Source organism: Streptomyces fulvoviolaceus (genome assembly GCF_000718165.1).
Classification (GTDB): domain Bacteria; phylum Actinomycetota; class Actinomycetes; order Streptomycetales; family Streptomycetaceae; genus Streptomyces; species Streptomyces fulvoviolaceus.
Map to the genome: position 1 here is coordinate 78,018 of NZ_JOEY01000012.1, position 24,743 is coordinate 102,760.

General features: G+C 70.8%; 21 protein-coding genes. 11 read left to right on the forward strand and 10 right to left on the reverse strand.

Going from position 1 to position 24,743, the window contains the following annotated elements; genetic code table 11:
* Nucleotides 1–18 precede the first annotated feature (18 nt).
* Nucleotides 19–819: a sugar phosphate isomerase/epimerase family protein gene (locus IG08_RS0114510; protein WP_030601025.1), complete on the forward strand. Its 801-nt coding sequence runs from the start codon at nt 19–21 to the stop codon at nt 817–819.
* Nucleotides 820–899: 80 nt separating this feature from the next.
* Nucleotides 900–2,135, forward strand: a complete 1,236-nt coding sequence (locus tag IG08_RS0114515; protein ID WP_030601027.1) for an MFS transporter — start codon at nt 900–902, stop codon at nt 2,133–2,135.
* Here IG08_RS0114515 and IG08_RS0114520 read toward each other — a convergent pair.
* Nucleotides 2,119–2,697: an RBBP9/YdeN family alpha/beta hydrolase gene (locus tag IG08_RS0114520; RefSeq protein WP_030601030.1), complete on the reverse strand. Its 579-nt coding sequence runs from the start codon at nt 2,695–2,697 to the stop codon at nt 2,119–2,121. The two genes, IG08_RS0114515 and IG08_RS0114520, sit on opposite strands and share 17 nt — an antisense overlap.
* Nucleotides 2,698–2,748: 51 nt before the next feature.
* On the opposite strand from IG08_RS0114520, the gene IG08_RS0114525 reads away from it, so the two are divergent.
* Nucleotides 2,749–3,723, forward strand: coding sequence for a LysR family transcriptional regulator (locus IG08_RS0114525; RefSeq protein ID WP_078655598.1), 975 nt, complete (start codon nt 2,749–2,751; stop codon nt 3,721–3,723).
* 29 nt (nt 3,724–3,752) lie between these two features.
* On the opposite strand, the gene IG08_RS0114530 is transcribed toward IG08_RS0114525, so the two are convergent.
* The 5 genes from IG08_RS0114530 to IG08_RS0114550 form a co-directional block, all read right to left on the reverse strand.
* On the reverse strand, nt 3,753–4,226 hold the full coding sequence (locus IG08_RS0114530) for a carboxymuconolactone decarboxylase family protein (RefSeq protein ID WP_030601036.1): 474 nt from the start codon (nt 4,224–4,226) through the stop codon (nt 3,753–3,755).
* Between the two features lie 162 nt (nt 4,227–4,388).
* Nucleotides 4,389–4,736, reverse strand: coding sequence for a hypothetical protein (locus IG08_RS54185; protein ID WP_043454287.1), 348 nt, complete (start codon nt 4,734–4,736; stop codon nt 4,389–4,391).
* 67 nt (nt 4,737–4,803) lie between these two features.
* Nucleotides 4,804–5,436 (reverse strand): GNAT family N-acetyltransferase, encoded by a 633-nt coding sequence (locus IG08_RS0114540; RefSeq protein ID WP_030601041.1) that lies wholly within the window; start codon nt 5,434–5,436, stop codon nt 4,804–4,806.
* Nucleotides 5,437–5,538: 102 nt separating this feature from the next.
* Nucleotides 5,539–6,786, reverse strand: coding sequence for a 3-phosphoshikimate 1-carboxyvinyltransferase (aroA, locus tag IG08_RS0114545; RefSeq protein WP_030601044.1), 1,248 nt, complete (start codon nt 6,784–6,786; stop codon nt 5,539–5,541).
* A gap of 69 nt (nt 6,787–6,855) precedes the next feature.
* Nucleotides 6,856–7,095, reverse strand: a complete 240-nt coding sequence (locus IG08_RS0114550) for a hypothetical protein (protein ID WP_030601047.1) — start codon at nt 7,093–7,095, stop codon at nt 6,856–6,858.
* A gap of 501 nt (nt 7,096–7,596) precedes the next feature.
* Between IG08_RS0114550 and IG08_RS0114555 the strand changes: the two genes are divergently transcribed.
* From IG08_RS0114555 to IG08_RS0114580, 6 genes are all read left to right on the forward strand, one after another.
* Nucleotides 7,597–9,393, forward strand: a complete 1,797-nt coding sequence (locus tag IG08_RS0114555) for a glycoside hydrolase family 3 protein (protein WP_030601050.1) — start codon at nt 7,597–7,599, stop codon at nt 9,391–9,393.
* Between the two features lie 136 nt (nt 9,394–9,529).
* Entirely contained in the window at nt 9,530–10,177 is a 648-nt protein-coding gene (locus IG08_RS0114560) for a hypothetical protein (protein WP_030601052.1), read from the forward strand.
* A 258-nt stretch (nt 10,178–10,435) separates the two neighbouring features.
* A complete protein-coding gene (locus tag IG08_RS0114565; RefSeq protein ID WP_052424682.1) occupies nt 10,436–12,799 on the forward strand; it encodes a sensor histidine kinase in 2,364 nt (787 codons plus the stop codon).
* The gene (locus IG08_RS0114570; protein ID WP_030601059.1) at nt 12,796–13,266 is read left to right on the forward strand and encodes a roadblock/LC7 domain-containing protein; all 471 of its coding nucleotides are present in this window, start codon (nt 12,796–12,798) and stop codon (nt 13,264–13,266) included. Before IG08_RS0114565 ends, IG08_RS0114570 begins: the two co-directional genes overlap by 4 nt.
* Nucleotides 13,263–13,655: a DUF742 domain-containing protein gene (locus IG08_RS0114575; protein ID WP_030601062.1), complete on the forward strand. Its 393-nt coding sequence runs from the start codon at nt 13,263–13,265 to the stop codon at nt 13,653–13,655. Before IG08_RS0114570 ends, IG08_RS0114575 begins: the two co-directional genes overlap by 4 nt.
* On the forward strand, nt 13,636–14,259 hold the full coding sequence (locus IG08_RS0114580) for a GTP-binding protein (RefSeq protein ID WP_052424684.1): 624 nt from the start codon (nt 13,636–13,638) through the stop codon (nt 14,257–14,259). The genes IG08_RS0114575 and IG08_RS0114580 overlap by 20 nt, the downstream gene beginning before the upstream one ends.
* Nucleotides 14,260–14,284: 25 nt before the next feature.
* On the opposite strand, the gene IG08_RS0114585 is transcribed toward IG08_RS0114580, so the two are convergent.
* The 4 genes from IG08_RS0114585 to IG08_RS0114600 form a co-directional block, all read right to left on the reverse strand.
* On the reverse strand, nt 14,285–15,727 hold the full coding sequence (locus IG08_RS0114585) for a S28 family serine protease (RefSeq protein WP_030601067.1): 1,443 nt from the start codon (nt 15,725–15,727) through the stop codon (nt 14,285–14,287).
* Between the two features lie 154 nt (nt 15,728–15,881).
* Nucleotides 15,882–16,271 (reverse strand): hypothetical protein, encoded by a 390-nt coding sequence (locus IG08_RS0114590; RefSeq protein WP_030601069.1) that lies wholly within the window; start codon nt 16,269–16,271, stop codon nt 15,882–15,884.
* 96 nt (nt 16,272–16,367) lie between these two features.
* Nucleotides 16,368–20,072, reverse strand: a complete 3,705-nt coding sequence (locus IG08_RS0114595; RefSeq protein WP_030601072.1) for an ABC transporter ATP-binding protein — start codon at nt 20,070–20,072, stop codon at nt 16,368–16,370.
* A 124-nt stretch (nt 20,073–20,196) separates the two neighbouring features.
* The gene (locus IG08_RS0114600) at nt 20,197–21,213 is read right to left on the reverse strand and encodes an esterase-like activity of phytase family protein (RefSeq protein ID WP_030601074.1); all 1,017 of its coding nucleotides are present in this window, start codon (nt 21,211–21,213) and stop codon (nt 20,197–20,199) included.
* A gap of 179 nt (nt 21,214–21,392) precedes the next feature.
* Here IG08_RS0114600 and IG08_RS0114605 point away from each other — a divergent pair, with 179 nt between their 5' ends.
* Nucleotides 21,393–23,663, forward strand: coding sequence for a mannosyltransferase YkcB-related protein (locus IG08_RS0114605; protein WP_030601076.1), 2,271 nt, complete (start codon nt 21,393–21,395; stop codon nt 23,661–23,663).
* 200 nt (nt 23,664–23,863) lie between these two features.
* A complete protein-coding gene (locus IG08_RS0114610; RefSeq protein ID WP_030601078.1) occupies nt 23,864–24,673 on the forward strand; it encodes an endonuclease I family protein in 810 nt (269 codons plus the stop codon).
* Nucleotides 24,674–24,743: the final 70 nt, after the last annotated feature.

The following is a 24,743-nucleotide window of genomic DNA, read 5'->3' on the forward strand; positions in this document are numbered from 1 at the left end:
GCGAGTGAGAGTAGGACCATGAAACTGGCGTTCTCCACCCTCGGCGTGCCCGGCCTCCCCCTCACCGATGTGCTGCGGCTCGCGACCACGCACGGCTATCACGGCGTAGAACTGCGCGCGCATCCGGAGGAGCCCGTGCACCCCGGCATCGGGCTCGCCGAACGGGCCGACGCGGTGGCCGAGTTCAAGGCGGCGGGGGTGGAGGTCCTCGGCCTCGCCGGGTACGCGCGCGTGGCCGCGCCGGGGGCCGACGAGCCGGTGGTCGAGGAGATCCACCGCCTGCTCGACCTGGCCCGTGACCTGGGCGCCGGCTTCGTCCGGGTCTTCCCCGGCGCGTCGAGCGACCAGAGCCGGGAGGAGGCCGACGCCACGGCCGCCCGCCGCCTCGGTACGGCCGCGGAGTACGCCGGCGACCTCGACGTACGCATCCTCCTCGAGACCCACGACTCGCACCGCACCGGCGCCGACGCGATCCGCATCCTCGGCCCGGTCGGCCACCGCCAGGTCGGCTCGCTCTGGGACGTCATGCACACCTGGCTGGGCGGCGAGCAGCCCTCCGAGACCTACGCCGCCCTCTCCCCGCACCTCGGATACGTCCAGGTCAAGGACATCGCCTCGGCTGAGGACACGACCCCGTTGGCGCTCGGCGCCGGCGTCCTGCCGCTCGCCGAGTGCGTGGAGGTCCTCTCCCGGCACGGCTGGGACGGCTGGCTGTGCTGGGAGTACGAGAAGCGGTGGTACGAGGCGGCGGCCCCGCTCCCGGACCTGCTGCGCGCGGGGCGCGAGCACCTCGCCCGGCTGCTGAACGAGTCCGCCTGAGCTAATTGGGTGGCCGGGCCGGGCACGTCCGGTTAGCGTCCCCGGGTGCATCAGCCCCCGCCGCGCCCGGTCCCCCTCTCATGAGCCTCACCCGTACGTTGATCGATGTACGGCCCCTGCGGACCTCCCCGGTCTTCCGGCGGCTGCTGATCGGGCGCACGGTGTCCTTGCTCGGCAGCTTCATGACCATCGTCACCGTCATGTACCAGGTCTGGGACATGACCCACAGCTCGGTCTGGAGCGGCGCGGTCGGCCTCGCGCAGGCGCTGCCGCTGATCGGCGTCGGCCTGTTCGCCGGGGCCTGGGTCGACCGGGTGGACCGGCGCCGCGTCTACCTCCTCAGCAACGTGGGCCAGGCGGCCTGCTCTCTCCTGCTGGCCGTGCAGGGGTTCACGGGCCACGTGCGGGTGGCCGCCGTACTGCTCCTGGTAGCGGTGCAGTCGTCGTTCGGCGCGATCGGCGCGCCCGCGGCCGGTGTGTTCGTGCCGCGGCTGCTGCCCAGGGACCAGGTGGCCGCGGGCCTGGCCCTGAACCAGGTCACCGGCCGCGCGATGATGCTGGCCGGCCCGGCCGTCGCCGGTGTGGTGCTCGGTCTGTGGGGCATCGGCGTCTGCTATCTGCTGGACGCCCTCAGCTTCGGTGTCTCCTTCTACGGCGCCTTCGGCCTGCCCGCGCTGCCGCCCGAGGGCGAGAAGTCCCGCCCCGGCCTGCACGGCGCCCTGGACGGCCTGCGCTTCCTCACCGGCCACCGGGTGGTGCGGGGCGCGCTGCTGACGGACCTGGCCGCCACGGTGCTGGCGATGCCGGTGAGCCTGTTCCCTCTGGTCAACGCGGAGCGCTTCGGCGACGACCCCCGCACCCTCGGCCTCTTCCTCTCCGCGCTCGGCGTGGGCGGAGTCACCGCGTCCGCCTTCTCCGGCCCGGTCACCCGCCTGGCCCGCCCCGGCCCGGTGATGCTGTGCGCGTCCGCCACCTGGGGCGTGGCCCTCGCCGCCTTCGGCCTGACGACCAGCGCCTGGGCGGGCCTCGGGATGCTGACGGTGGCCGGTGCGGCGGACGCCCTGGCCGTCCTGTCCCGCACCACGATCGTGCAGACCCTCACCCCCGACGCCCTGCTGGGCCGGGTCACGGCGGCCGAGACGATCGTCGGCCAGGCGGGCCCGCACCTCGGCAACCTGCGCGGCGGTCTGGTGGCCGGCTGGTCGTCGGGGGCGACGGCGCTGGTCACGGGTGGGCTGCTGTGTGCGCTGGCGGTGGGGGGCGTGGGGGCGAGCACGCCGGAGCTGCGGGCGGTACCCGCTAAGGCCGAGGAGTGATCTTCGCGTCCGGGTCCAGGCACCAGTCCAGTACGGCGGGCCAGGAGCCGTAACCGGCGTCCAGGTCGAGGTGGGCGGCGCCGGGGAGGACGTCGGTGGGGATGCCGAGCGGGTCGCCGAACTCGACGCGGGCGCCCTCCGGGCAGTACGGATCGTCGTCACCGGCGACGAGGCGGGTCGGCCCCGGGAAGGTGAAGTCCAGTGCCGGCGCGGCGAATTCGGCGACCTCCGGGAGCGGCGCGAGGACGGAGGCGGACGGCGGGGCGACGAGCAGCACCCGGTCGACGTCCCCGAGGCCCGGGAGCCGGCGGGCGACGGCATGCAGCCACAGAAGGGCGGAGGCGCTGTGGGCGAGGACGACTCGGTCTCCGCTGCCGGGCAGTGCGCCGAGGTGCCGGGTGAGCTCGGCGAGCCAGGTGTCGAGGTCGGGGTCGTCGGGGTCGGGCAGCTGGGGGTAGGTGACGTGGTGGCCGAGCTCGGCGAGGCGGTCGGCGAGCCAGTGCTGCCAGTGGTCCTCGGGGCGGTGGTTCTGCCAGCCGTGGAGGATGAGGTAGGCGGTCATGCGGTTGATGGTTTCGGTTCGCCGCCGGATCGGTCCAGTTAATCTTTTACGGTGGAACAGGTAAGCGAATCCTTCACGGTCGACCTGCGCCGGCTGACCGTCCTGCGCGAGCTGCAGCGCCGGGGCAGCCTCGCGAAGACGGCGACGGCCCTGCACCTGACCCCCTCGGCGGTCTCCCAGCAGCTCGCGGCGCTGGCCCGCGAGGCGGGCGTACCACTGACGGAGAAGGACGGCCGGGGCGTACGGCTGACCGGCCAGGCACGGGTTCTGCTCGCCCATGCCGACCTGATCGCGGCCCAACTGGAGCGGGCGCGGGCCGACTTGGCGGCGTACGGCTCGGGCGGCCGGGGTTCGGTGACGCTCGGCTGTCTGTCGAGCGGAATCCTCGGGCTGCTGCCGGATGTGTTGAGGGCACTGGACGAGCGTCTTCCGCAGGTCCGTGTGGATGTGGTCGAGTCCGAGCCGCCGGATCTGTTCACCGCGTTGGACGGGGGCCAGGTGGATGTGGCGGTGGCGGTGCACTACGCGGAGGCGCCTCCGCACACGGATGCCCGCTACACCCGGGTCGAGCTCTTCACGGACGTCATGGACATCGCCGTCCCGGCCGGCCACCGCCTCGCCGGGCGCGGCCGGGTCGGGTTGCGGGAGCTGGCGGCCGAGTCGTGGATCGTCGGGGACGCGCGCAGTTGCGTCGGTGCGGTGGCGCGGTCGGTGTGCGCGGCGGCGGGGTTCACCCCGGACATCCGGCACGCGGTGAACGACTGGGGTGCGCTGGCGGCGCTGGTCGAGGCGGGGCAGGGGGTGGCACTGGTCCCACGGATGGTCCGGCCCGTGTACGCCCATCGGCGTCTGGCGTTGTTGACGACGGAGGGTGGGGCGCCCCCGTCCCGGCACGTCTTCGCGGCGGTGCGGGCGGGGGCGGAGGGGGATGCCGTGTTGGGAGTGGTGCTGGATCAACTGCGGGTGACTACGGGAGAGTTGGGTGGTGCGGCGGCCCGTTCCCTCGGGGCCGCCGGGTCACCCTGACCCGACGGGCCCCGGCGGGGTGGTCGTCGTCAGCCGAACTGGCCGGGCTGGTAGTCGCCGGCCGGCTGCTGGACGATGACGTTGCCGCGGTTGAAGGCGTTGATGAGGGCGATGGAGAACACCAGGGCGGCGAGCTGGTCCTCGTCGTAGTGCTTGGCGGCGTTCTCCCAGACCTCGTCACTGACCCCGCCGGCCCCGTCGGCGATGCGGGTGCCCTGCTCCGCCAGCTCCAGGGCCGCGCGCTCGGCCTCGGTGAACACGGTGGCCTCCCGCCAGGCCGCGACCAGGTGGAGACGCTGCTGGCTCTCCCCGGCGTGCAGGGCGTCCTTGGTGTGCATGTCGGTGCAGTAGCCGCAGCCGTTGATCTGGCTGACGCGAAGCTTCAGCAGTTCCTGGGTCGAGTGCGGCAGCCCCGAGTCCGCGAGCGCCTTGTTCGCGGCGACGAGGTGCTTCACGACCTTGCCGCTGACCGGGTTGGTGAAGAAGTTCAGGCGGGCTTCCATGGTGCGACTCCTTGCCGTTGTCGATGGCTACACCACATAGACGGAACAGCCCCGGCAGGATGTGACACGGCCAGATGTGACGTGCGTCTCTGCCTGATCCCCACCGGCGCCTACAAATCGGCGGGTTGGGCACCCAGGCACGGCGCCCTGCGGCCCGAGCCTTCAGTCCCACCAGTTGAACAGCAGGTCGCTCAGCGCGTCGGGGCGCCAGTAACGGATCTCGTCGAGTTCCACTTTCGTCAGTTCGCTCACGTCCACCCTGCTCATCGGCGTGCTCAGCTCGTCGACCGGCAGGGGCCGCAGGCCGACCGCCTCGAAGCCGGCCACCCATGTCGGTGGGTCCACGAAGCCCGACAGGGGTCGTCCCGACACCGGCAGCGTGTCGGTGAAGGCGACGACGGGAAGGTGGGCGTGACACAGGACGACATGTGAGTGCCCGCGCCCGGTGATCGTGACCGCGTGGAAGCTCGACGTCCCGGGGAGGGTCGGTACTTCGACACGTGCCCCCATCCCCCTGGCCGCCTCGAAGCACGCTCGCCGGAACGACGCCCTGTCCATCATCGGAAGCGGCTCCCCCTCACACCGCCCCCGCCAAGAACCCCGCCACCCGCTCCTCCAGTCTCCCCCGGCACTCCGCCCACTCCTCCGCCGTGACCGAGAAGATCGCCGAGTCCCGCAGGCGCCCGTCCTCCCCCGGCGCCCAGGACCGCGACCAGTTCCTCAGTACGCCCTCGAAGCGTGCCCCCACGCTCTGGATCGCCGCCCGGGAACGGGAGTTGCGGGCATCCGTCTTCAGGTCCACCCGCGACACACCCCACTCCTCGAAGGCGTGGCGGAAGAGCAGCAGCTTGGCCTCGGCGTTCACGCCCGTGCCCTGGGCGGACCGGGCCAGCCAGGTGAACCCGACCTCCACGGCGTCGAGTCGATCGTCCGTCAGCCAGCAGCGCGGCTCCCAGTACGCCGTCGCACCCACCGCCCGCCCGGAGGCGACCGACACCTGCGCGTACGGCGCCAAGCGACCCGTCGCCGCACGGTCCAGCTGTGCGTCGATGTAGTCGCCGACCTCCTCGGCCCTCGGCACCCACGTGAACGCGTACGTCCCCCGCTCCTCCTCCGCCGCCCGCGCCAGGTCGGCCTTGTGCCGGTGGTCCAGCGGCTCCAGACGTACGAGCGCGCCCTCCAGGACGGGCCCCTCCAGCCGGAAACTCACGTCACGGTCCCCCACTTCCTCTTCTTGCACCCCGGTGAGACGGGAGCAGTATGCGGAGCCACCGCGGGAGCCGGGAAACGAATTTCCCGATGTGACCACCGGCTACCGCCGGCCCCCGAGCCCCTCCCCGAGCTCCGCGAACGCCTCGTGGAAACCCGGGAACGTCTTCCGTACGCACCCGGGGTCGTCGAAGGCGATCCCCGGCACCCGGAGCCCGGTGACCGCGAAGGACATCACGATGCGGTGGTCGCCGTACGACTTGATCTCGGCGCCGGCAGGCACAGCGCCGGGCCGGATCTCGATCCAGTCCGGGCCCGTCCCGACCTCCACTCCCAGCCGCCGCAGGTTCTCCGCGCAGGCCTCCAGCCGGTCGCACTCCTTCACCCGCGTGTTCGCCACGTCCTCGATCCGGACGGGACCGTCGGCGAAGGGGGCGATCGCCGCGAGCGTCGGCATCGTGTCGGAGATGTCCCGCATGTTGACCGTGAGGCCGCGGAGTTCGCCGGTCCCCCGGACCGTCGTGCCCTCGGCGCCGACGGACACCTCCGCGCCCATCCGCCTCAGTACGTCCACGAAGCCCAGGTCTCCCTGCAGAGCCCCCGTCCCCAGCCCAGGAACCGTCACCTCGGCGCCCGGCGTCACGGCCGCCGCCGCGAAGAAGTAGCTGGCCGTGGACGCGTCGGGCTCGATCGCGTACGTGGTGGCCCGGTAACCGCCCGGCGGGACGACGAAGACGTCCCCCTCCCGGCCGACCTCCACCCCGAACTCCCGCATCATCGCGATCGTGATCTCGACGTACGGCACCGAGACCAGGTCGGTCACGCGGATGCGCAGGCCCTTGCGGGTCAGCGGGCCGAGCAGCAGCAGCGCCGTCAGGTACTGGGACGACTGGCCCGCGTCCAGCACGACCTCGCCGCCCTCGACGCCCTTCGCCACCACCGTCAGCGGATGATGCCCGTCCGCGCCCTCGTGGCGCAGGTCCACGCCCAGGTCACGCAGGGCGCGGGTCAGGGGCAACAGGGGACGCCGTCGCATCTGGGGCGAGGCGTCGAAACGGTACGTGCCCCGTCCCGTCGCGGCCAGCGTCGGCAGGAAGCGGGCCGTCGTCGCGCCGTCCCGGCAGTACACCTCCGCCTCCGGCACCGCCGGGCCCTGCGGCCGCCCGTCCACCTGCCACGCCTCCGGCGCCCGTCCGACCCGATAGCCGAGCCGTACCAGGCCCTCGGCGAAGCCCTCCGTGTCGTCCGAGCGGAGCGGGCGTACGAGGGTGGTGACACCGTCGGCCGCGGCCGCCAGGAAGAGGGCGCGGGCGGTGATGGACTTGGAACCGGGGATGTCGACTGCGGGCATGCCCCTGATGATCGCCCTACGGCCGTCTCCCGTGCCGGGACGTCCACGGGATGGAACAAGCCGGCGACCCTACCGGCGCCGCCTCCACCGGTCGTCCGGCAACGGTGCCTTGCGGTTCGTCTGGACCTGGATCTCGTAGTACGAGTCCGCCGCGGTCCCGTGCCACGCCTCGTCGTGCGCTGCCAGCGCCCCGCGCAGCGCTCCGCCCGCCGTGCCCCGGCGACGGACGTGCCGGGCCAGCAGTGCGAAGAGACCCATGATCACGGCAAGAGCGGTGACGACGATCAGGAGCGGCAGAAGCTGATCCATGTCCCGAGCCTACGCAGAAACCCTGCGTGGATCGCTACACCTTTGGCCCAAGATGGCGACTCACCCGCCCCGTTGAACCCGGCCTCACCAACTTCGGGAAATACGGCCCGCCGGGGAACCCGCCCCCACTCCCGCCCGTCCAACCCGCAAGCTGCCGGAGAGTCACCGCGGTACGGCGTCGGCCTCGCTGCTGGCTGCGATCGCTGACCAAACCCTCTCCTCCGTACCGCGGCCGGCAGCACGCCGTCATCGGCGCGCCCCCCTCCAACAGCGCCGATGACGGCCCCTCATTCCCGGGGCCGGACGCCTCCTCGCGTTACTCAGGTCCGCCTCGCGGTGTCCGCGCCAGTCATATCGGCTGACCTGCTTCTCTGCTGAGGGTCCGGGCGGTATCCCCCGGAAAATGCAGTACTGTGCACTCTCTTGACTGGCAGAAACTTCCCGGATATTGGTGATTCCTCGGAAGTTTCCTTCAGCGGATCACCTCCGGAAGGAGCGCACGTGCCCTCCAGACGTACCGTCCTCGCCGCCACAGCAGGCGTCTCCGCGGCCCTGGCCCTCGGCACCACCGCCTACGCCGGCACCCCCGACGACAAGAAGCTCCGCTCCCTCATCTCCCGCATGACCCTGCCGGAAAAGGTCGGCCAGCTCTTCGTGATGCGGGTCTACGGCCACTCCGCCACCGCCCCCGACCAGGCGGACATCGACGCCAACCTCAAGGAGATCGGCGTCCGTACGGCCGCCGAGCTGATCGCCAGGTACCACGTGGGCGGCATCATCTACTTCACCTGGGCGCACAACACCCGGGATCCGCACCAGATCGCCGACCTGTCCAACGGGATCCAGAAGGCCTCCCTGGAACAGCCCCGCGGGCTGCCCGTCCTCATCTCCACCGACCAGGAGCACGGGATCGTGTGCCGGGTCGGCGCGCCCGCCACCCTCCTCCCGGGTGCCATGGCCGTCGGCGCGGGCGGTTCACGCAAGGACGCCCGCACCCTCGGCCGTATCGCCGGGCAGGAACTCAGGGCCATCGGCATCCGGCAGAACTACTCCCCCGTCGCCGACGTGAACGTCAACCCGGCCAACCCGGTCATCGGCGTCCGTTCCTTCGGCTCCGAGGCCGACGCCGTGGCCGGGCTCGTCGCCTCCGAAGTCGCCGGGTACCAGGGCGCAAAAGTCGCCGCGACCGCCAAGCACTTCCCGGGCCACGGCGACACCGCCGTCGACAGCCATTACGGCTTCCCGGTCATCACGCACACCCGCGAGGTGTGGGAGGAGCTGGACGCCGTCCCCTTCCGGGCCGCCATCCGCGCCGGCATCGACTCGATCATGACCGCGCACATCCAGTTCCCGGCCCTCGACGACTCCGGCGACCCGGCCACCCTCTCCAGCCCGATCCTCACCGGCATCCTGCGCGAGGAACTCGGCTACGACGGGGTCGTGGTGACCGACTCCCTCGGCATGGAGGGCGTACGGACGAAGTACGGCGACGACCGCGTGCCGGTGCTCGCGCTCAAGGCCGGCGTGGACCAGCTCCTCAACCCGCCCAACCTGGACGTCGCCTGGAAGGCCGTCGTCAAAGCCGTGGAGGACGGAGAGCTCACCGAGGCGCGGCTCGACGAGTCCCTCCTGCGCATCCTGCGGCTGAAGGCGAAACTGCGTCTGTTCGACGCCCCGTACGTCAGCCAGGGCGGCGTCACCCGGACCGTCGGCATCCCGGCCCACCTGGCCGAGGCCGACCGGATCGCCGAGCGGACGACCACCCTGCTGGTCAACGACGGCCCTCTGCTGCCCCTGTCCGCCCGCGAGCATCCCAAGCTGCTCGTCGTCGGCGCCGACCCGGCCTCCCCGTCCGGTACGACGGGACCGCCCACCGGCGTCCTCGCCGCCGCCCTCACCGCACTCGGGTTCACGGCCACCGCCCTGTCGACCGGTACGGCCCCCTCGGCCGCCACCATCGCCAGGGCCGTCGCGGCGGCTCAGGACGCGGACGCGGTGATCGTCGGGACGTACAACGTCACGGCGACCAACTCGCAGAAGACGCTGGTCGAGCAGCTGACCGCGACCGGGAAGCCGGTCGTGGCGGTCGCGATCCGGAACCCGTACGACGTGGCCCAACTGCCCACTGTTCCCGCCTGCTTGGCCGCCTACTCGTGGACCGACGTCGAGCTGCGGGCCGCCGCGCGGGTGATCGCCGGGCGGGTGGAGCCGCGCGGGAAACTGCCGGTACCGGTGCAGCGGGCGGACGATCCGACGCGGGTGCTGTATCCGGTCGGGTTCGGACTGTCGTACGAGTAAAATGGCGCCGGCGGCGTAGTTCCCGTACGCCACGCAACCGGCGCACCACCCCCGAAAGACGCAAAGCACCCCGTATGTCTGGCATGACCCGTCGCGGCGGGTCACGCTGGACGGGGGCAGTACCGGGGGGATCACGATGCGCGAGAAGTGTTCCGTGGGGGCGGTGTGCGCACTGCTGGTGCTGCTCGTCGCCCTGTTGACGGGATGTACGGGATCGGCGTCCGGTTCGGACGGCGGCGAGGAGGACTCCCGGCTCGGCGGGGAGGTCTCGGCCTCGCCGTCCGCGACCCGGGCCGGGTACGGCGCGGTGTTTCTCTCGGTCGACGAGTGCAGCTCCTTCGGCACGACCAGCTTCACCGAGGTGCCGTGCACCGGTGAGCGGGCGGCGGCACGCGTCGTGGCCCGGCACGACGGCAAGGTGAGCGACGGGCCGCTGTGCCCCGCCACCACCGACTTCGTGCTCCACATCAGCGAACAGAGCCAGGTGTCCGACGAGGACGGCGACGGCGCGATCCCGCAGGGCTACGCCTGTATGCGCAACCTCGAGCCGCCGCATCCCGGCGACCCCGGCGGCGGGGGCGGGCCCCGCACCATCGTCGGCGACTGCGTGTACGGCTCCGGCAGCGGTCAGGTCCGCGAGACGGCGTGCGACGGCAAGGGCGAGAAGGAACCCGAGTACAAAGTGACGAAGGCCGTCGACAAACGCGACCGGTGCCCGCTGTCGACTGCGCTGTACGTCCAGCTCGGCGGCAAGGAACCGGTGGGCTGCGCCCGGCCGTTGTAAGGCCGAAATGAGGGTCCCCAATTCACCGGAATAATCTATTCCGAATGCGTCGCCGCCGGAATCAAGAGCACTAATCCGGACGAACGACATCTAGATCATTTATCAAGTCGGTAGGCTCCTCCCTGTTATGGCGCGGACCCTGCTTCCGGGCAGTCCGCCATCACTCACATGCCGGGGACCTCTGTGGCACTCCACGCACGAACCGCACGACAGCAGGCGGAGCAACAAACAGAGCAACTGGCGGCCCCGAAGCGCCGGTTGTCGCTCCGGACGATCCTGCTCGCGCTGGCCCTGGTGCCCTGCCTCGCGCTGGTCGCCCTGGGCGCGACGAACTCGGCCCAGCTCTACGAGGACTGGCGCACCGTCCACGACCGGAACGAGTCGGCGAAAGGATTCGGCGCGCCCCTTCTCGGAGTCTTCGCCGATCTGCAGGCGGAGCGGCGGCTGAGCGCGGCGGTTCTCGCGGATCCCAAGGCGGACCGGTCCGAGCTGACGCGTCAGCGCCGCCTCACCGACAAGTCCGTACAGAGCCTCCAGGCGCTCTCCGGTTCCACCCCGGCGGCTCTCGCCGAGCAGTTCCGTCGGCTCGACCAGGGCCTGCGGAAACTGTCCGACTACCGCGGGGCCATGGACAAGCGGTCCGCGACTCAGCAGCAGACGTTCGACGACTACACCGGGATCATCGCCTCGGACATGGCGGTGTTCGAGGACTTCAGCAACGTCGGCTTCGGCCAGCAGAGCATCCTCGCCCGGCCGGCGCTCGACGCGCAGTGGGGCCTGGAGATGATCTCGCGCGAGGACGCGATCATCACCTCCGGAGTGGCGAGCGGCCACCTCACCGGTGCGCAGCGCCTCCAGCTCGCCGGGGTGATCGGCGCTCAGGAACACATCTACGACGACAAGGTCCTGCCGCAACTGCCCGCCGCCCGGGCCAAGATCTACCAGGGCGTGCTGTCCGGCACCGACTGGAAGCAGAAGACCGGGATCGAGCAGAACCTCCTCGACACCGGGAACGCCGACGCCGCCGGCCGGACCCCCGTGTCCGCCGGAGTGGGCGCGGAATGGCAGCAGAGCCTCGCCGGGATCACGCCCCGACTGGTGCAGGCCAGAAGCGCTTACTCCGCCGACCTCGTCGCCGCCACCGAGGGCGAACTCGACCGCCTGATGACGAACATGATGGTCAACGCGGCCGTGAGTACGACGGCCGTACTGCTGATGCTGTTCATCTCCCTGCGCCTGACCGGAATCCTGCGCCGCCGGATCTTCGCCCTGCGCTCCGAGGCGCTGGAACTGCAGACCCGGCTGCCCGACCTGGTGGAGCGGCTGCGCCGGGGCGAGAACGTCGACCCCGACGCCGAACTGCCCGAGATCCGCTACGGCGACGACGAACTCGGCCAGCTCGGCCAGGCCCTCAACCAGGCCCGCAGCACGTCCCTGGAGACCGCCGTACGAGAGGTCGAGCTGTACCGCGGCTTCGAGCGTCTGCTGCAACGCATCGCCAGGCGGACCCAGTTGCTGATCGGCATGCAGCTGAAACGTCTCGGCGAGATGCAGCGGCGGCACGAGGACCCCGAGGTCCTCGAGGGGCTGTTCGACCTGGATCACCTGGCGGCCCGGCTGCGCCGCTACGAGGAGAACCTGGTGATCCTCGGCAACGGACAGCCGCAGCGCCGCTGGCGCAGGCCCGTGCTCCTGCTGGACGTCATGCGCTCCGCGCAGGGCGAGGTGCAGGACTACCGGCGCATCCGGATCGACACCGACGGCGAGACCTGGCTGTCCGAGCGCGCCGTCGGCCCCATGGTGCACGTGCTGGCGGAGCTGATGGAGAACGCGGTGTCCTTCTCCAGGCCGCCGACTCCGGTGGAGGTGACCGCGTCCCAGGTGGGGCGTGGTGTCGCGATCGAGATCGAGGACCGCGGCATGGGCATGACCCCCGAGCAGTACGCCGAGGCCAACGCCCTGATGGCCGACCCGCCCCGCATGGACGTGATGTCCCGCGCCGACGACGCCCGGCTGGGCCTGTACGTCGTGGCCCGGCTCTCCGCCAACCTGGGCCTGCGCGTGGAGTTGCGGCCCTCGTCCTTCGGGGGCACCAGGGTGGTCGTCCTGGTGCCGGGAGAGCTGATCTCGAGCGGCGGGCCGCTCCCCGAGGAGCTCCCGACGGGCGCCACCCCGGTCTTCCCCGACCAGTTCGCCCTGCACAGCGTGGACCGCACCGGTCAGCCGGGCCGTCCCCCCGCTCCCCGGGCGCAGTCCCACCCCGGCGACCAGGAGGCGTTCACGCGTCCGCTCATCGGCCCCTGGATCGAACCGACGCCCCGCCCCGCCCCGGCCGCCCCCACGCCGGGTCCGAACCCACTGCCCCGGCGGGTACGGCAGGCCAGTCTCGCCACCGAACTCCGGGAACCTCCCCCCGCGTACACCGAAGCGCCGCGCACCGGCCCGGCCGGGGATCGGCCACTGCCCCGGCGGACCGGGGCGCGCTCCGGCGCCACCGTCGGCGCCTTCCAACGCCAGTCCCGGACGGCCCGGCTCAGGCCCGACGGCGACCCCCGCACCGACCACCAGCCCATCCACCCCGCACCGGGCCCCGACCGGACCCGGAAGGAAGACGGACGATGACTCTGCGAACCACTGCCACCAACTCCGACCTCGACTGGCTGCTCGACCGCCTGGTCGACCAGGTTCCGGGCACCCGGAACGCCGTCGTGCTGTCCGACGACGGGCTGGTCGTCAGCCAGTCCAGCAGCATCGAGCGGGTCGACGCCGAACGCCTGGCCGCGATCGCCACCGGCCAGCAGAGCCTGGCCCGCGGAGTCGGCGAGGTCTTCGGCGGCGGGGCGGTCCACCAGGTCATCATCGAACTGGACCTGCTGTGGCTGTTCATCAGCTCCGCCGGCCGGGGGACCCATCTTGCGGTCGTGGCGGACCAGGAGGTGGACGCCGAGGTGATGGCCGTGGCCATGGACACCCTGGTCCAGCAGGTGGGGCAGCATCTGGGCACCGAGATCCGTGTCGTTCAAGGGCATGTGGAAGGGTGGGGGTCCCCCCGCTCGAGCGAAGCCGAGAGTGGGGGAGTACGTGAGTGAGTCATTGGGCCGACGCGGCAGCGGACGATGAGGATGCCGAGGAGAGCCTGGTCAGGGCGTACACGATCACCCAGGGGCGTACGGCCTCGGCGCGGGACGATCTCACCCTCATCACCGTGATCACCACCGCCGCCGCGCCCCGCGACCAGCACGCCGACCGCGGCCTGCAACCCGAACACCGGCTGATCCTCCGGCAGTGCCGCACTCCGGTGGCGCTCGCCGAAGTCGCCGCGAGACTGAACCTGCCCGTGGCGGTGACGAAGATCCTCGTCGACGACCTGATCGTGCGGGGAAGGGTGACGGCCCGGCCGCCGCTCGCGGTCACGGTGGGCGAGGAACCGGACATGATTCTTCTGCAGGCGGTGAAGGATGCCCTACTCAGACTCTGACGAACACCAGGCCGGGAACCCCGTGTCCGCTGACACGGTCGCGGCGCCCGCCGCCGTGAAGATACTCATCGCGGGCGGATTCGGCGTGGGCAAGACCACCATGGTCGGGTCCGTGAGCGAGATCCCGCCCCTGCACACGGAGGAGCAGCTGACCGTCGCGGGCCTCGGCGTGGACGACCTCGACGGGGTGGAGAACAAGACCACCACGACCGTGGCGCTGGACTTCGGCCGGATCACGGTGAGTTCCCGGCTCGTCCTGTACCTCTTCGGCACCCCCGGCCAGGAACGCTTCTGGTTCATGTGGAACGACCTGGTGCACGGGGCCCTCGGCGCTGTCGTCCTCGTGGACACCCGGCGCCTGGAGAGCAGTTTCGCGGCGATCGACTTCTTCGAGAGCCGTGGAGTCCCGTTCGTCGTCGGCGTCAACTGCTTCGACGGAGTCCGGGACCGCACGGTGCCCGAGGTCAGGGACGCGCTCGACCTCGACCCGAACGTCCCCGTCCTCATGGGCGACCTACGGGAACGCCCGGCGAGCCGGGACCTGTTGCTGGCCCTGATCAACCACCTGATGGCGGGCCGGGCACCACTCCCGACCCGCCGTTGACGCAACCGTCCGAGCTGTTACGGGCTTACGGGCGCAGGGCGGGCTCGCGCTCCACGTCCCGCTTGTCCAGCTTCGCGTCGAACGTCGCCAGGGGCTTCGCCGCCGACGGGTCGGCCTGGACGGCGGCGGACGCGACGCCCGCCCACTGAAGGATCCGGGCCGTGGCGAAGGCCTTCTGGTCGGCGACCAGGCCGGCGACGTTGGCTCCGTGGTTCAGGCCGGGGGCCGTGAAGACGTACGAGTCCTTCGCGCCCTTGTCGACACGGAAGCGCTCGGAGCCCCACGGGTCGTTCTGGCCGTAGACGTAGAGCATGTGGCGGGCGTTGTGGCGCACCCAGTTGTCCACGTCACGCATGGCGTACGGCTGGAACGTGGTCGGGATCTCGCGCGGGACGAAGTTCCGTGGCGGCTGGTAGCCGTAGCGGATGTACTTCTTCTCGATGTGCGGGAAGTGGATGTTCGGCGCGCCGAGCTGCGTGGCCGCCTGGTAGAAGTACGGCGTGTACGGCTCCAGGCCCTGGTCCGTGTAGAACGAGAAGCCGGAGATGGTGTCGATCGAGTTCCAGATCTGGTCGTCGGTCGCGGTCTTGGCGTCCGGCGGGATCAGCTCGTCCTCGTCGCAGTCGGCGAGCAGGGCGTACTGCCAGAAGCCCCACACGTAGTCGAGGACGACGGCCTCGTACGCCTTGTCGAGGCTGCCGACCGTGTCGAAGGTGAAGCCCTCGGCAGCGGCGTACTCCGCGTACTTCTTCTCCAGCGGCTCCCGGCGCACCAGTGCCTCGCGCTGCACGGCGTTCAGCCGGTCGCGGCACTCCTTGGTGCCGACGCCGGCGAAGAAGCGGTCGTAGGCCGAGTCCTCGTCGTTCACGACGTCGTTGGGGGCGACGTAGGCGACGACGCCGTCCATGTCACGCGGGTAGAAGCGCTCGTAGTAGGTGGCGGTCATGCCGCCCTTCGAACCGCCCGTCGAAATCCACTTCTTGGTGTAAATGGACTTCAGCGCCTTGAAGATACGGTGCTGGTCGCTGGCCGCCTGCCAGATGTCCAGCTTGGTCCAGTCGGCCGGGTCGGGCCGGGACGGGGTGAAGAAGCGGTACTCCATGGAGATCTGGTTGCCGTCCACGATCTGGGTCGGCTCGCGGCGGCTGGGCGTCGTGGAGACGTTGTAGCCGCCGGTGTAGAAGACCGTCGGGCGGGAGACGTCCTTGTGCAGCACGGTGATCCGCTGCTGGAAGGTGCCCTTGGACGGGTGCCGGTGGTCGACCGGCTGGGTGTAGTTGAGGACGAAGAAGCGGTACCCGGTGTACGGCTTCTCCTCGATCAGGCTCATCCCCGGTATGGAGAGCAGCTGTTCCTTGATGTCGGTGGTTCCGGTGGCCTCCGGCTCGGCGGCGGTGGCCGCCCCCGCCGTGGTCAGCGTGCCTATGAGCACGGTGAGCGCGAGCAGCCATCTGAGCGCCTTGCGCATGCACCCTCCCCTGTGGTGAGTACAGATGTCCGCCGGAAGCTAGCCCAGCAACTCACCTCAGCACCAGGGGAGATGGGGAAAACCCTGTACGAAGGCTGTGATTCGGCCCTGTGGATCAACCCTGTGGATCAGTCCCGCGGTTCAGTCCCGCGGCTCAGCAGAGGATCCAGCCCTCGGTGTCGTACGACCCCCGGCCCACGCTGCCCTTCACCCACACGCACTGATGGCCGGCGTGCACGGTCACCGGGCCGGCGCGGTACCGGTACCGGCCCTTGTCGACGACCGGCTGGAGGCCGTACACCCGCACACTGACCGACATGGTCCGCTTGACGCCGGGCTGCTTGGAGGTGGTGATGGCGCAGACATAGCCGCGCCGCTTGTAGACGTCCAGGATGCCGGTGCGGAACGGATACGACCTGACCTTCCGCCCCGCACAGGACGAGGCGGCCTGCGCCTCCGCCGGCGCGGCGACCGCGAGCAGCCCGGAGGCGGTCAGCAACGCCAGACCGACCGCCAGCCGCCGACGTATCGCTCCACTGTTCACTGTCGTCCCTCCCGTCACGCAACCGGACGCAACAAGGCAGCCATTGAGCGTACGCGTGTACGGACGCACTACATGTGTCGGATGGTTGCGCGTCCGTCACCGGGTCGCGGTCACCGTCTCCCCCACGAACGCCGCCCACAACTGCGCATAGCGCCCACCACGCGCCAGCAGCTCGTCGTGCGTCCCGTCCTCCGCCACGCGTCCGTCGGCCATCAGCACGACCCGGTCCGCGCGGGCCGCGGTCGTCAGGCGGTGGGCGACGACGAGTGTCGTACGGCGGCCTGCGAGGCGGTCGGTGGCCTGGTTGACCTGGGCCTCCGTGGCCAGGTCGAGGGCTGCCGTGGCCTCGTCGAGGAGGAGGATGTCGGGGTCGACGAGTTCGGCGCGGGCCAGGGCGATCAGCTGGCGTTGGCCGGCCGAGAGGTTGCGGCCGCGTTCGGCGACCTCGTGGAGGTAGCCGCCGTCGAGCGTGGCGATCATCTCGTGGGCGCCGACCGCGCGGGCCGCCGCCTCGACCTCGGCGTCGGTGGCGTCCGGGCGGCCGTAGGCGATGGCGTCGCGGACGGTGCCCTGGAAGAGGTAGGCCTCCTGAGGGACGACGCCGAGGCGGTGGCGGTACGACGTGGTGTCGAGCGAGCGGAGGTCCGTGCCGTCGACCGTGACCCGGCCGCCCGTCGGGTCGTAGAAGCGGGCCACCAGCTTGACCAGCGTCGACTTGCCCGCGCCCGTCTCGCCGACGAACGCGACCGTCTGTCCGGCGGGGATCCGGAGGTCGATGCCGCCGAGGGCCTCTTCGTCATCTCCGTACTTGAAGTGCACGTCCTCGAAGGCGATCTCGCCCCGCAGGGACAGGACTTCGAGGGGCTCCTCGGCGGCCTTGGTCGACGTCGGCTCCTGGAGCAGCTCCTGGATGCGGCCCAGCGAGACCGTGGCCTGCTGGTAGCCGTCGAAGACCTGGGAGAGCTGCTGGACGGGGGCGAAGAACAGGTCGATGTAGAGGAGATAGGCGACCAGGGCGCCCGTGGTGAGGGTCGCCGCGTCGATCCTGCCCGCGCCCGCGATCAGGACCGCGGCCGCCGCCACCGACGCCAGCAGCTGCACGAACGGGAAGTAGATCGAGATCAGCCACTGGCCCCGGATGCGGGCCTGCCGGTAGTTGTCGCTGCGCTCCGCGAACCGCGCCCCGCCGTCGCCCTCGCGTCGGAACGCCTGCACGATCCTGAGCCCGGACACCGACTCCTGGAGGTCGGCGTTGACCAACGAGACGCGCTCGCGGGCGAGTTCGTACGCCTTCACGCTCGCCCGGCGGAAGAAGAACGTCGCGACGATCAGCGGGGGCAGGGTCGCGAAGACGACGAGCGCCAGCTCCACGTCCAGCACCAGCAGGGCGACCATGATGCCGAAGAAGGTGACGACCGAGACGAACGCGGTGACCAGGCCGGTCTGCAGGAAGGTCGAGAGCGCGTCGACGTCGGTGGTCATGCGCGTCATGATCCGGCCGGTCAACTCCCGCTCGTAGTAGTCGAGTCCGAGCCGCTGGAGCTGGGAGAAGATCTTCAGGCGGAGGGAGTACAGGACCCTCTCGCCGGTGCGTCCGGTCATCCGGGTCTCGCCGATCTGCGCGACCCACTGGACGAACACGGCGAGCAGGGCGAGGAGAGAAGCCGCCCAGACCGCGCCCAGCGCCATCTGCGTGACACCGTCGTCGATGCCGTGCCGGATCATCACCGGCAGCAGCAGGCCCATGCCCGCGTCCACGGCGACCAGGCCGAGACTGATCAGCAGCGGCACCCCGAAGCCCCGCAGCAGTCTGCGCAGGCCGTACGACTCCTCGGGGGTGACCGCCCGGGCCTCGTCGATGTCCGGGACGTCGGTCGCCGGAGGCAGCGCCTCGACCTGGGCGAGCAGCTCGGGGGTGGCCGGGCTGTCGGAGAGGGCGATGTCCTTGGGCTCACGGTCGCCGGTCCACAGCCGTGGGGTCACCCCGCGCTCGGCGTCGAACTCGGCGTCCAGTTCGTCGCGTACGGAGGTGTCCTCCGTCGGCACGGCCGGGCGGGCGTGGCCGGGTGAGACGCCGCCGAGTTCGTCGGGGTCGGTGAGCAGGCGGCGGTAGAGCGCCGAGCGCGCCTGGAGTTTCTCGTGGGTGCCGAGGTCGGCCAGGCGGCCGCCGTCGAGGACGGCGATGCGGTCGGCGAGGTTCAGGGTGGAGCGGCGGTGGGCGATGAGAAGCGTGGTGCGGCCCTGCATGACCTGCGCGAGGGCCTCGTGGATCTCGTGCTCGACGCGGGCGTCCACCGCGGAGGTCGCGTCGTCGAGGACGAGGAGGCGGGGGTCGGTGAGGATCGCGCGGGCGAGCGCGACGCGCTGGCGCTGGCCGCCGGAGAGGGTGAGGCCGTGCTCGCCGACCTTGGTGTCGTAGCCCTCGGGGAGTTCCCTGATGAAACGGTCCGCCTGGGCGGCGCGGGCGGCCGTCTCGATCTCCTCCTGGGTCGCCTCCGGGCGGCCGTACGCGATGTTGTTGCGGACCGTGTCCGAGAACAGGAAGGAGTCCTCGGGGACCAGGCCGATCGCGGCCCGCAGCGAGTCGAGGGTCAGCTCGCGGACGTCGTGGCCGCCGACGAGGACGGCGCCGTGGGTGACGTCGTAGAAGCGGGGCAGGAGCAGGGAGACCGTGGACTTGCCGGAGCCGGAGGAGCCGACGACGGCGAGGGTCTCGCCGGGGCGGATCTCGAAGCTGAGCCCGGCGAGGACGGGACGCTCATGGTCGTAGCCGAAGGAGACGTCGTCGAACTCGACCGTGGCGGGGGCGTCGGCCGGGAGTTCCTTGGTGCCGTTGCCGATGGACGGCTCGGTGTCGATCAGCTCCAGGACGCGCTCGGTGCCCGCGCGGGCCTGCTGGCCGACCGTGAGGACCATGGCGAGCATCCGGACCGGGCCGACGAGCTGGGCGAGGTAGGTGGAGAAGGCGACGAACGTGCCGAGCGTGATGTGGCCGCGCACCGCGAGCCAGCCACCCAGCGCGAGCATCGCGACCTGGCCGAGAGCGGGGACGGCCTGGAGGGCCGGGGTGTACCTGGAGTTGAACCGGACGGTGCGCAGACGCCCCGCGAAGAGCCGCCGGCCGACCTCCCTGAGCTTCCCGGTCTCCTGGTCCTCCTGCCCGAACCCCTTCACCACGCGTACGCCGCTGACGGCCCCGTCGACCACGCCCGCCACGGCGGCGGCCTGGGCCTGGGCGTACCAGGTGGCGGGGTGCAGCTTGGAGCGGCTGCGCCTGGCGATGTAGCCGAGCGCAGGGGCGACGGCCAGGGCGACCAGCGTGAGCGGCAGGGACAGCCACGCCATGATCACCAGGGAGATCAGGAAGAGGAGGACGTTCCCGATGGTCATCGGGAGCATGAAGAGGAGGCCCTGGATCAGCTGGAGGTCGCTGGTGGCCCGGCCGACCACCTGGCCGGTGGACAGCTCGTCCTGACGGCGACCGTCGAGGCGCGTGATCGTCCCGAACATCTCCGTCCGCAGGTCGTGCTGGACGTCGAGGGCGAGACGGCCGCCGTAGTAGCGGCGGATGTAGGTGAGGACGTAGACGAAGACCGCCGCGCCGATCAGGGCGCCCGCCCAGGGGGCCATGTCCCGGCTGTGGTCGCCGATGACGTCGTCGATGATCACCTTCGTGATCAGCGGGACCAGGGCCATGACGGCCATACCGGCGAGCGAGGAGCCGAGGGCGAGGACGACGTCCTTGGGATACCGCCAGGCGTAGCCCGCCAGTCGCCGTGCCCATCCCCGTTGCGGTGTCACGCGGGTGCCCTCCGTCAGCAGTCCTGAAGCTGTCCTGATCTTCCGGAAGGCACCAACGCGAAATGAAGCGGATTTCATCCCTCCGCAATGTTCGGAGGGATTCGGAGGCGTTCGGAGGCAGAGGTCAGACGCGCACCCGCAGGTAGTAGAAGCGGGTGGTCTGTACGGCGTTCTGGTTGTCGTCGCTCACCAGGAGCACCTTCAGGCGGCCCTTGCCGCTGCCCGTGATCGTCATGCCCTCGATGTTGTCGAGGAGCGGGTTCGGCTGGGGCTGCTTCGCCGTGGCGCCCAGGGTCGGGCAGCTCGCGATGTCCGTGAGCAGCGTCTTCTTGATCAGGCGTACGCCGTCCTGGCCCGTCAGGTTCTCGATGCCGCTCGTGTCCGTGGCGCGGCGGGGGTCGGCCAGGTAGAGGCGGACCGTGTTGCCGACGCCGGAGGTGAAGCCGCGTTCCAGGACGAGGAGGCGGCCGTCGGGGGTGGCCTGGACCTCGGGGACGCCGAGGCCGGCGTCGACGGGGTAGGCGTACTGGGCGCCGAGCTGCCAGCTCTTTCCGTGCCGCTCCCACGTCTGGAAGCGGACGATCGTCGAGCGGTCGCCGGAGAGCGCGTACTCCATGGACGCCAGCAGGGTGTGGCCGCCGGGGAGCAGGGTGAGGCCCTCGAAGGTGCCGTTGGAGACGGCTCGGCCGGCGGGGGTGACCAACAGGGAGGACGGCACCGGAAGGCGGTCGAGGATCCTGCCATCGGCCGAGTAGCGGCGGATCGACGGCTCGGTCTCCGACGTGATCAGGCGGGTGCCGTCCCGGTCGATCACCAGGCCCTCGGAGTCGAGCGCGGAGCCGTTCTCGTCGGCGAGCGGGACGACCGACTGCGGTGCGAGCGTCCTCGCGTCCAGGGAGAACAGCGAGGAGCGGTCCGAGAGGGCGGCCAGCGAGCCGTCCCGGTCCACCGCGAGCGCGGAGAAGTTGCCGACGAAGGTGCCCTCGTACGTCGTCTTGTCGAGCGCGTCGGAGAAGCGGTCGATGGAGACGGACGGGGAGCAGGCGTTGCTTTCCTGGGCGGTCGCGGGCCCGGCGGCGGTGAGGCACGTGGCGGCCGCCAGACCGGCGGTGGCGGTCGCGAGTACGGTTCTGAGGCGCATGGAGGTCACCGTAGGGCGGGTTGGTGACGGGCGGGAGACGGGTAGGCGTCAACTCTCGGCGTCGGGAAACGGTCGTTGGGAAACGGTTGTACGAGCCGTTACCTGCTCCTTTGCGAATTCACAGCCAAGCGCCAGGTTTGGCACAGCGCGCGCTCACCCCCGCTTTGCACGATGCCCGGGTGACATCTGCCACCGATCCCCTCCCCCACACCGAGACCGAGACCGAGACGGTGTCCGCGGCCGAGACCGTGTCCGCCGACTGGCCGCCGCCCACCCCACCGGCGGCGCCCCCGGACAAGGCCCCCCGCTGGTCGCTCCCCGCGCTGATCGCGATCCTGGCCCTGGCGGCGGTCCTCTACTCCTGGAACCTGTCCGGCAACAGCCTCAACAGCTTCTACAGCTCCGCCATCTACAGCGGAACGCAGAGCTGGAAGGCGTGGTTCTTCGGCTCGCTCGACGCCGGCAACTTCATCACCGTCGACAAGCCGCCCTTCGCGCTGATGGTCATGGGCCTGTCCTGCCGGGTCTTCGGCTTCGGGACCTGGCAGATGATGTTGCCCGAGGTCGCTGCCGCCCTGGGCACGATCTGGATCCTGCACTCCTCCGTGAAGCGGGTCTTCGGGCACGTGGCGGCCACGATCGCCGCGCTCGTTCTCGCGCTGACCCCGATCACGGTCGCGATCAACCGGGACAACAACCCCGACACCCTCCTCGTCCTGCTGATGGTGGGCGGTGCGGCCCTCGCGCTGCGCGCCACCCGCGACGACAAGCTGCTGCCGCTCATCGGCTCCGCGGTCCTCTTCGGCCTCGCCTTCAACACCAAGATGCTCCAGGGCTACATCGCCCTGCCGGCCGTCTTCGCCGTGTACGTGTACGCCTCGAAGCTCGGCTGGAAGAAGAAGGTCGTCAACCTGGCCCTGGCCGCGGTCGCGCTGGCCGTGGCCAGCTTCTGGTGGGCGACGGCCGTGTCCCTGGTGCCCGCCGAGGACCGGCCGTACATCGGCGGCTCGACCGACGGCTCCGCCTGGAACCTGATCATGGGCTACAACGGCCTGGGCCGGGTCCTCGGCGGCGAGGGCAACGGCGGAAGCGGTGGTGGGGGCGGCTCCTTCGCCGGCACCGCGGGCATCGGCCGTATGTTCAACGAGATCCTCGGCGGCCAGATCTCCTGGCTGATCCCCTTCGCGGGCATCGCGCTCGTGGCCGGCCTGGTGCTGCGGGGCCGCGCTCCCCGCACCGACATCACGCGTGCCGCGCTGGTGCTGTGGGGCGGCTGGCTGGTGCTGCACTACCTGACCTTCGCCATGGCCGAGGGCACCATGCACCCGTACTACACGACCGCGCTCGCCCCCGGCATCGCGGCCCTGTGCGGTGGCGGCGGGGTCATGCTGTGGCGCGCCTTCCGCAGTGGTGACGCCCGCTGGTCCTGGGTGCTGCCCGCCGGACTCGCGGTCACCGGCGTCTGGGCGATCGTGGTGCTGCGCCGGGCCACCGGCTGGAACACCTGGCTGTGGCCCGTCATCGGTGTCGTCATGGTCCTCGCGATCGTGGGCCTGTTCGTCTTCCGCTCCGCGAGCTCCGGCACCAAGGTCCGGCTGCTCGGTGTGTCCGTCGCCGCGGCGATCGTGGCGGCCCTCGCGGGCCCGACGGCCTACGCCGCCTCGCCGGCCCTCTCCACCTCCAGCGGCGGCATGGGCGGCACCAACCCGACCGCGGGTCCGTCGACCGGCGGCGGCTTCGGCGGCGGCGGTATGGGCGGTGGCGGCCGGGGCGGTAACGGCGGCGGTCCCGGCGGTGAGATGCCGGGCGGCACCCAGCAGGGCGGCCAGGCGAACGGGGAGTTCCCCGGCGGCGATGGCGGCAACGGCCAGATGACGCCGGGTGGCGGAAACGGTGAGCTTCCGCAGGGCGGCGGCGAGATGCCCGGTGGCCAGAACGGCACGGCTCAAGGCGGCGGTACGGCTCCCGGCGGCAACGGCGGCACGAGCGGCGGCCCCGGCGGCGGTGGCGGTATGGGCGGCGGAGGCGGCATGGGCGGCAGCGTCGACAGCAAGCTCGTCTCGTACCTGGAGAAGCACCAGGACGGCGCCAAGTGGCTGCTCGCGGTGTCCAACTCGCAGAGCGCCGGCCAGCTGATCCTCAGCACCCACAAGCCCGTCATCTCCATGTGGGGCTTCACCGGCTCCGACCAGGCGATGACCCTCGCCAAGCTCAAGGAGCTGGTGAAGAAGGGCGAGTTGCACTACATCCAGCTCGGCGGCGGCGGTATGGGCGGCAACAGCAGTCTCAACCAGGAGATCACCACCTGGGTGCAGAAGAACGGCACGGCGGTGAAGGAGAGCGACTACAGCTCCAGCTCCAGCAACTCCAGTTCGGATGAATCGCAGAGCAGCGGCCAGTCGTCGAGCACGTCGACGATCTACCGTCTGGACGCCTCGGACGTGAGCTAGCCGCGAGTCGGCAGCACAGCCCCAACGGCCCCCGACCACCCGGTCGGGGGCCGTTTTGGTATGTCAACTCGCGTAGACAAAGGGCAAATTGCCGGACCCGGTCACCTGATCGACATGTTGAGTTTATTTACAGGCACTCATGTCCATGTCACGCTCCCGTTTGCCCGCTCCATTCAACACGCGTAGAACGGACACCCCCGATGCCCGTCACCCCCATGCGCACGCGCCGCTGGAAGCCCCTGGCGCTGGCTGTCTCGGCCGTACTCGTAAGCCTCACCGCACCGGCGCTGACCGCGACCCCGGCCGCCGCCACGACGACCGCGTACGACGACACGTACTACGAGGACGCGGTCGGCAAGACCGGCACCGCCCTCAAGTCCTCGCTGCACACGATCATCAGCGACCAGGACAAGATCTCGTACTCCGCGGTCTGGAACGCGCTGAAGGTCACCGACCAGGACCCGAGCAACAGCAGCAACGTGATCCTGCTCTACAGCGGTGTCTCGCGCAGCAAGTCCCTCAACGGCGGCGACTCCGGCGACTGGAACCGCGAGCACACCTGGGCCAAGTCCCACGGCGACTTCGGCGAGGCCACCGGCCCCGGCACGGACCTGCACCACCTGCGTCCCTGCGACGTGGCGGTCAACAGCACCCGGGGCAACCTGGACTTCGACAACGGCGGCAGCACCGTCACCAACGGCGGCGGCAGCCTCGTCGACTCCAACTCCTTCGAGCCGCGCGACGCGGACAAGGGCGACGTGGCCCGCATGATCCTCTACATGACGGTCCGCTACGAGGGCGACGACGGCTGGGCCGACCTGGAGCCCAACGACTCGGTCGGCAACGGCAGCAACCCGTACATGGGCCGCCTCTCGGTCCTGAAGCAGTGGAACGACGAGGACCCGCCGAGCGCGTTCGAGGAGAACCGCAACGAGGTCATCTACGACACCTACCAGCACAACCGCAACCCGTTCATCGACCACCCGGAGTGGGTCGAGGCGATCTGGTAGTCACGCCGCACCAAGGGGCTCCCCACACGCCGCGACCCCGGCGACTGCGCGGGGAGCCCCTCCCGGCTGC

Coding starts and splice junctions, on each gene's coding strand:
- IG08_RS0114585 (WP_030601067.1), bottom strand. CDS start 15,727: ATGCGCAAGGCGCTCAGATGGCTGCTCGCGCTCACCGTGCTCATAGGC.
- IG08_RS0114560 (WP_030601052.1), top strand. CDS start 9,530: ATGCGCGAGAAGTGTTCCGTGGGGGCGGTGTGCGCACTGCTGGTGCTG.
- IG08_RS0114580 (WP_052424684.1), top strand. CDS start 13,636: ATGCCCTACTCAGACTCTGACGAACACCAGGCCGGGAACCCCGTGTCC.
- IG08_RS0114520 (WP_030601030.1), bottom strand. CDS start 2,697: ATGACCGCCTACCTCATCCTCCACGGCTGGCAGAACCACCGCCCCGAG.
- IG08_RS0114570 (WP_030601059.1), top strand. CDS start 12,796: ATGACTCTGCGAACCACTGCCACCAACTCCGACCTCGACTGGCTGCTC.
- IG08_RS0114550 (WP_030601047.1), bottom strand. CDS start 7,095: ATGGATCAGCTTCTGCCGCTCCTGATCGTCGTCACCGCTCTTGCCGTG.
- aroA (WP_030601044.1), bottom strand. CDS start 6,786: ATGCCCGCAGTCGACATCCCCGGTTCCAAGTCCATCACCGCCCGCGCC.
- IG08_RS0114600 (WP_030601074.1), bottom strand. CDS start 21,213: ATGCGCCTCAGAACCGTACTCGCGACCGCCACCGCCGGTCTGGCGGCC.
- IG08_RS0114515 (WP_030601027.1), top strand. CDS start 900: ATGAGCCTCACCCGTACGTTGATCGATGTACGGCCCCTGCGGACCTCC.
- IG08_RS0114530 (WP_030601036.1), bottom strand. CDS start 4,226: ATGGAAGCCCGCCTGAACTTCTTCACCAACCCGGTCAGCGGCAAGGTC.
- IG08_RS0114610 (WP_030601078.1), top strand. CDS start 23,864: ATGCCCGTCACCCCCATGCGCACGCGCCGCTGGAAGCCCCTGGCGCTG.
- IG08_RS54185 (WP_043454287.1), bottom strand. CDS start 4,736: ATGGGGGCACGTGTCGAAGTACCGACCCTCCCCGGGACGTCGAGCTTC.
- IG08_RS0114510 (WP_030601025.1), top strand. CDS start 19: ATGAAACTGGCGTTCTCCACCCTCGGCGTGCCCGGCCTCCCCCTCACC.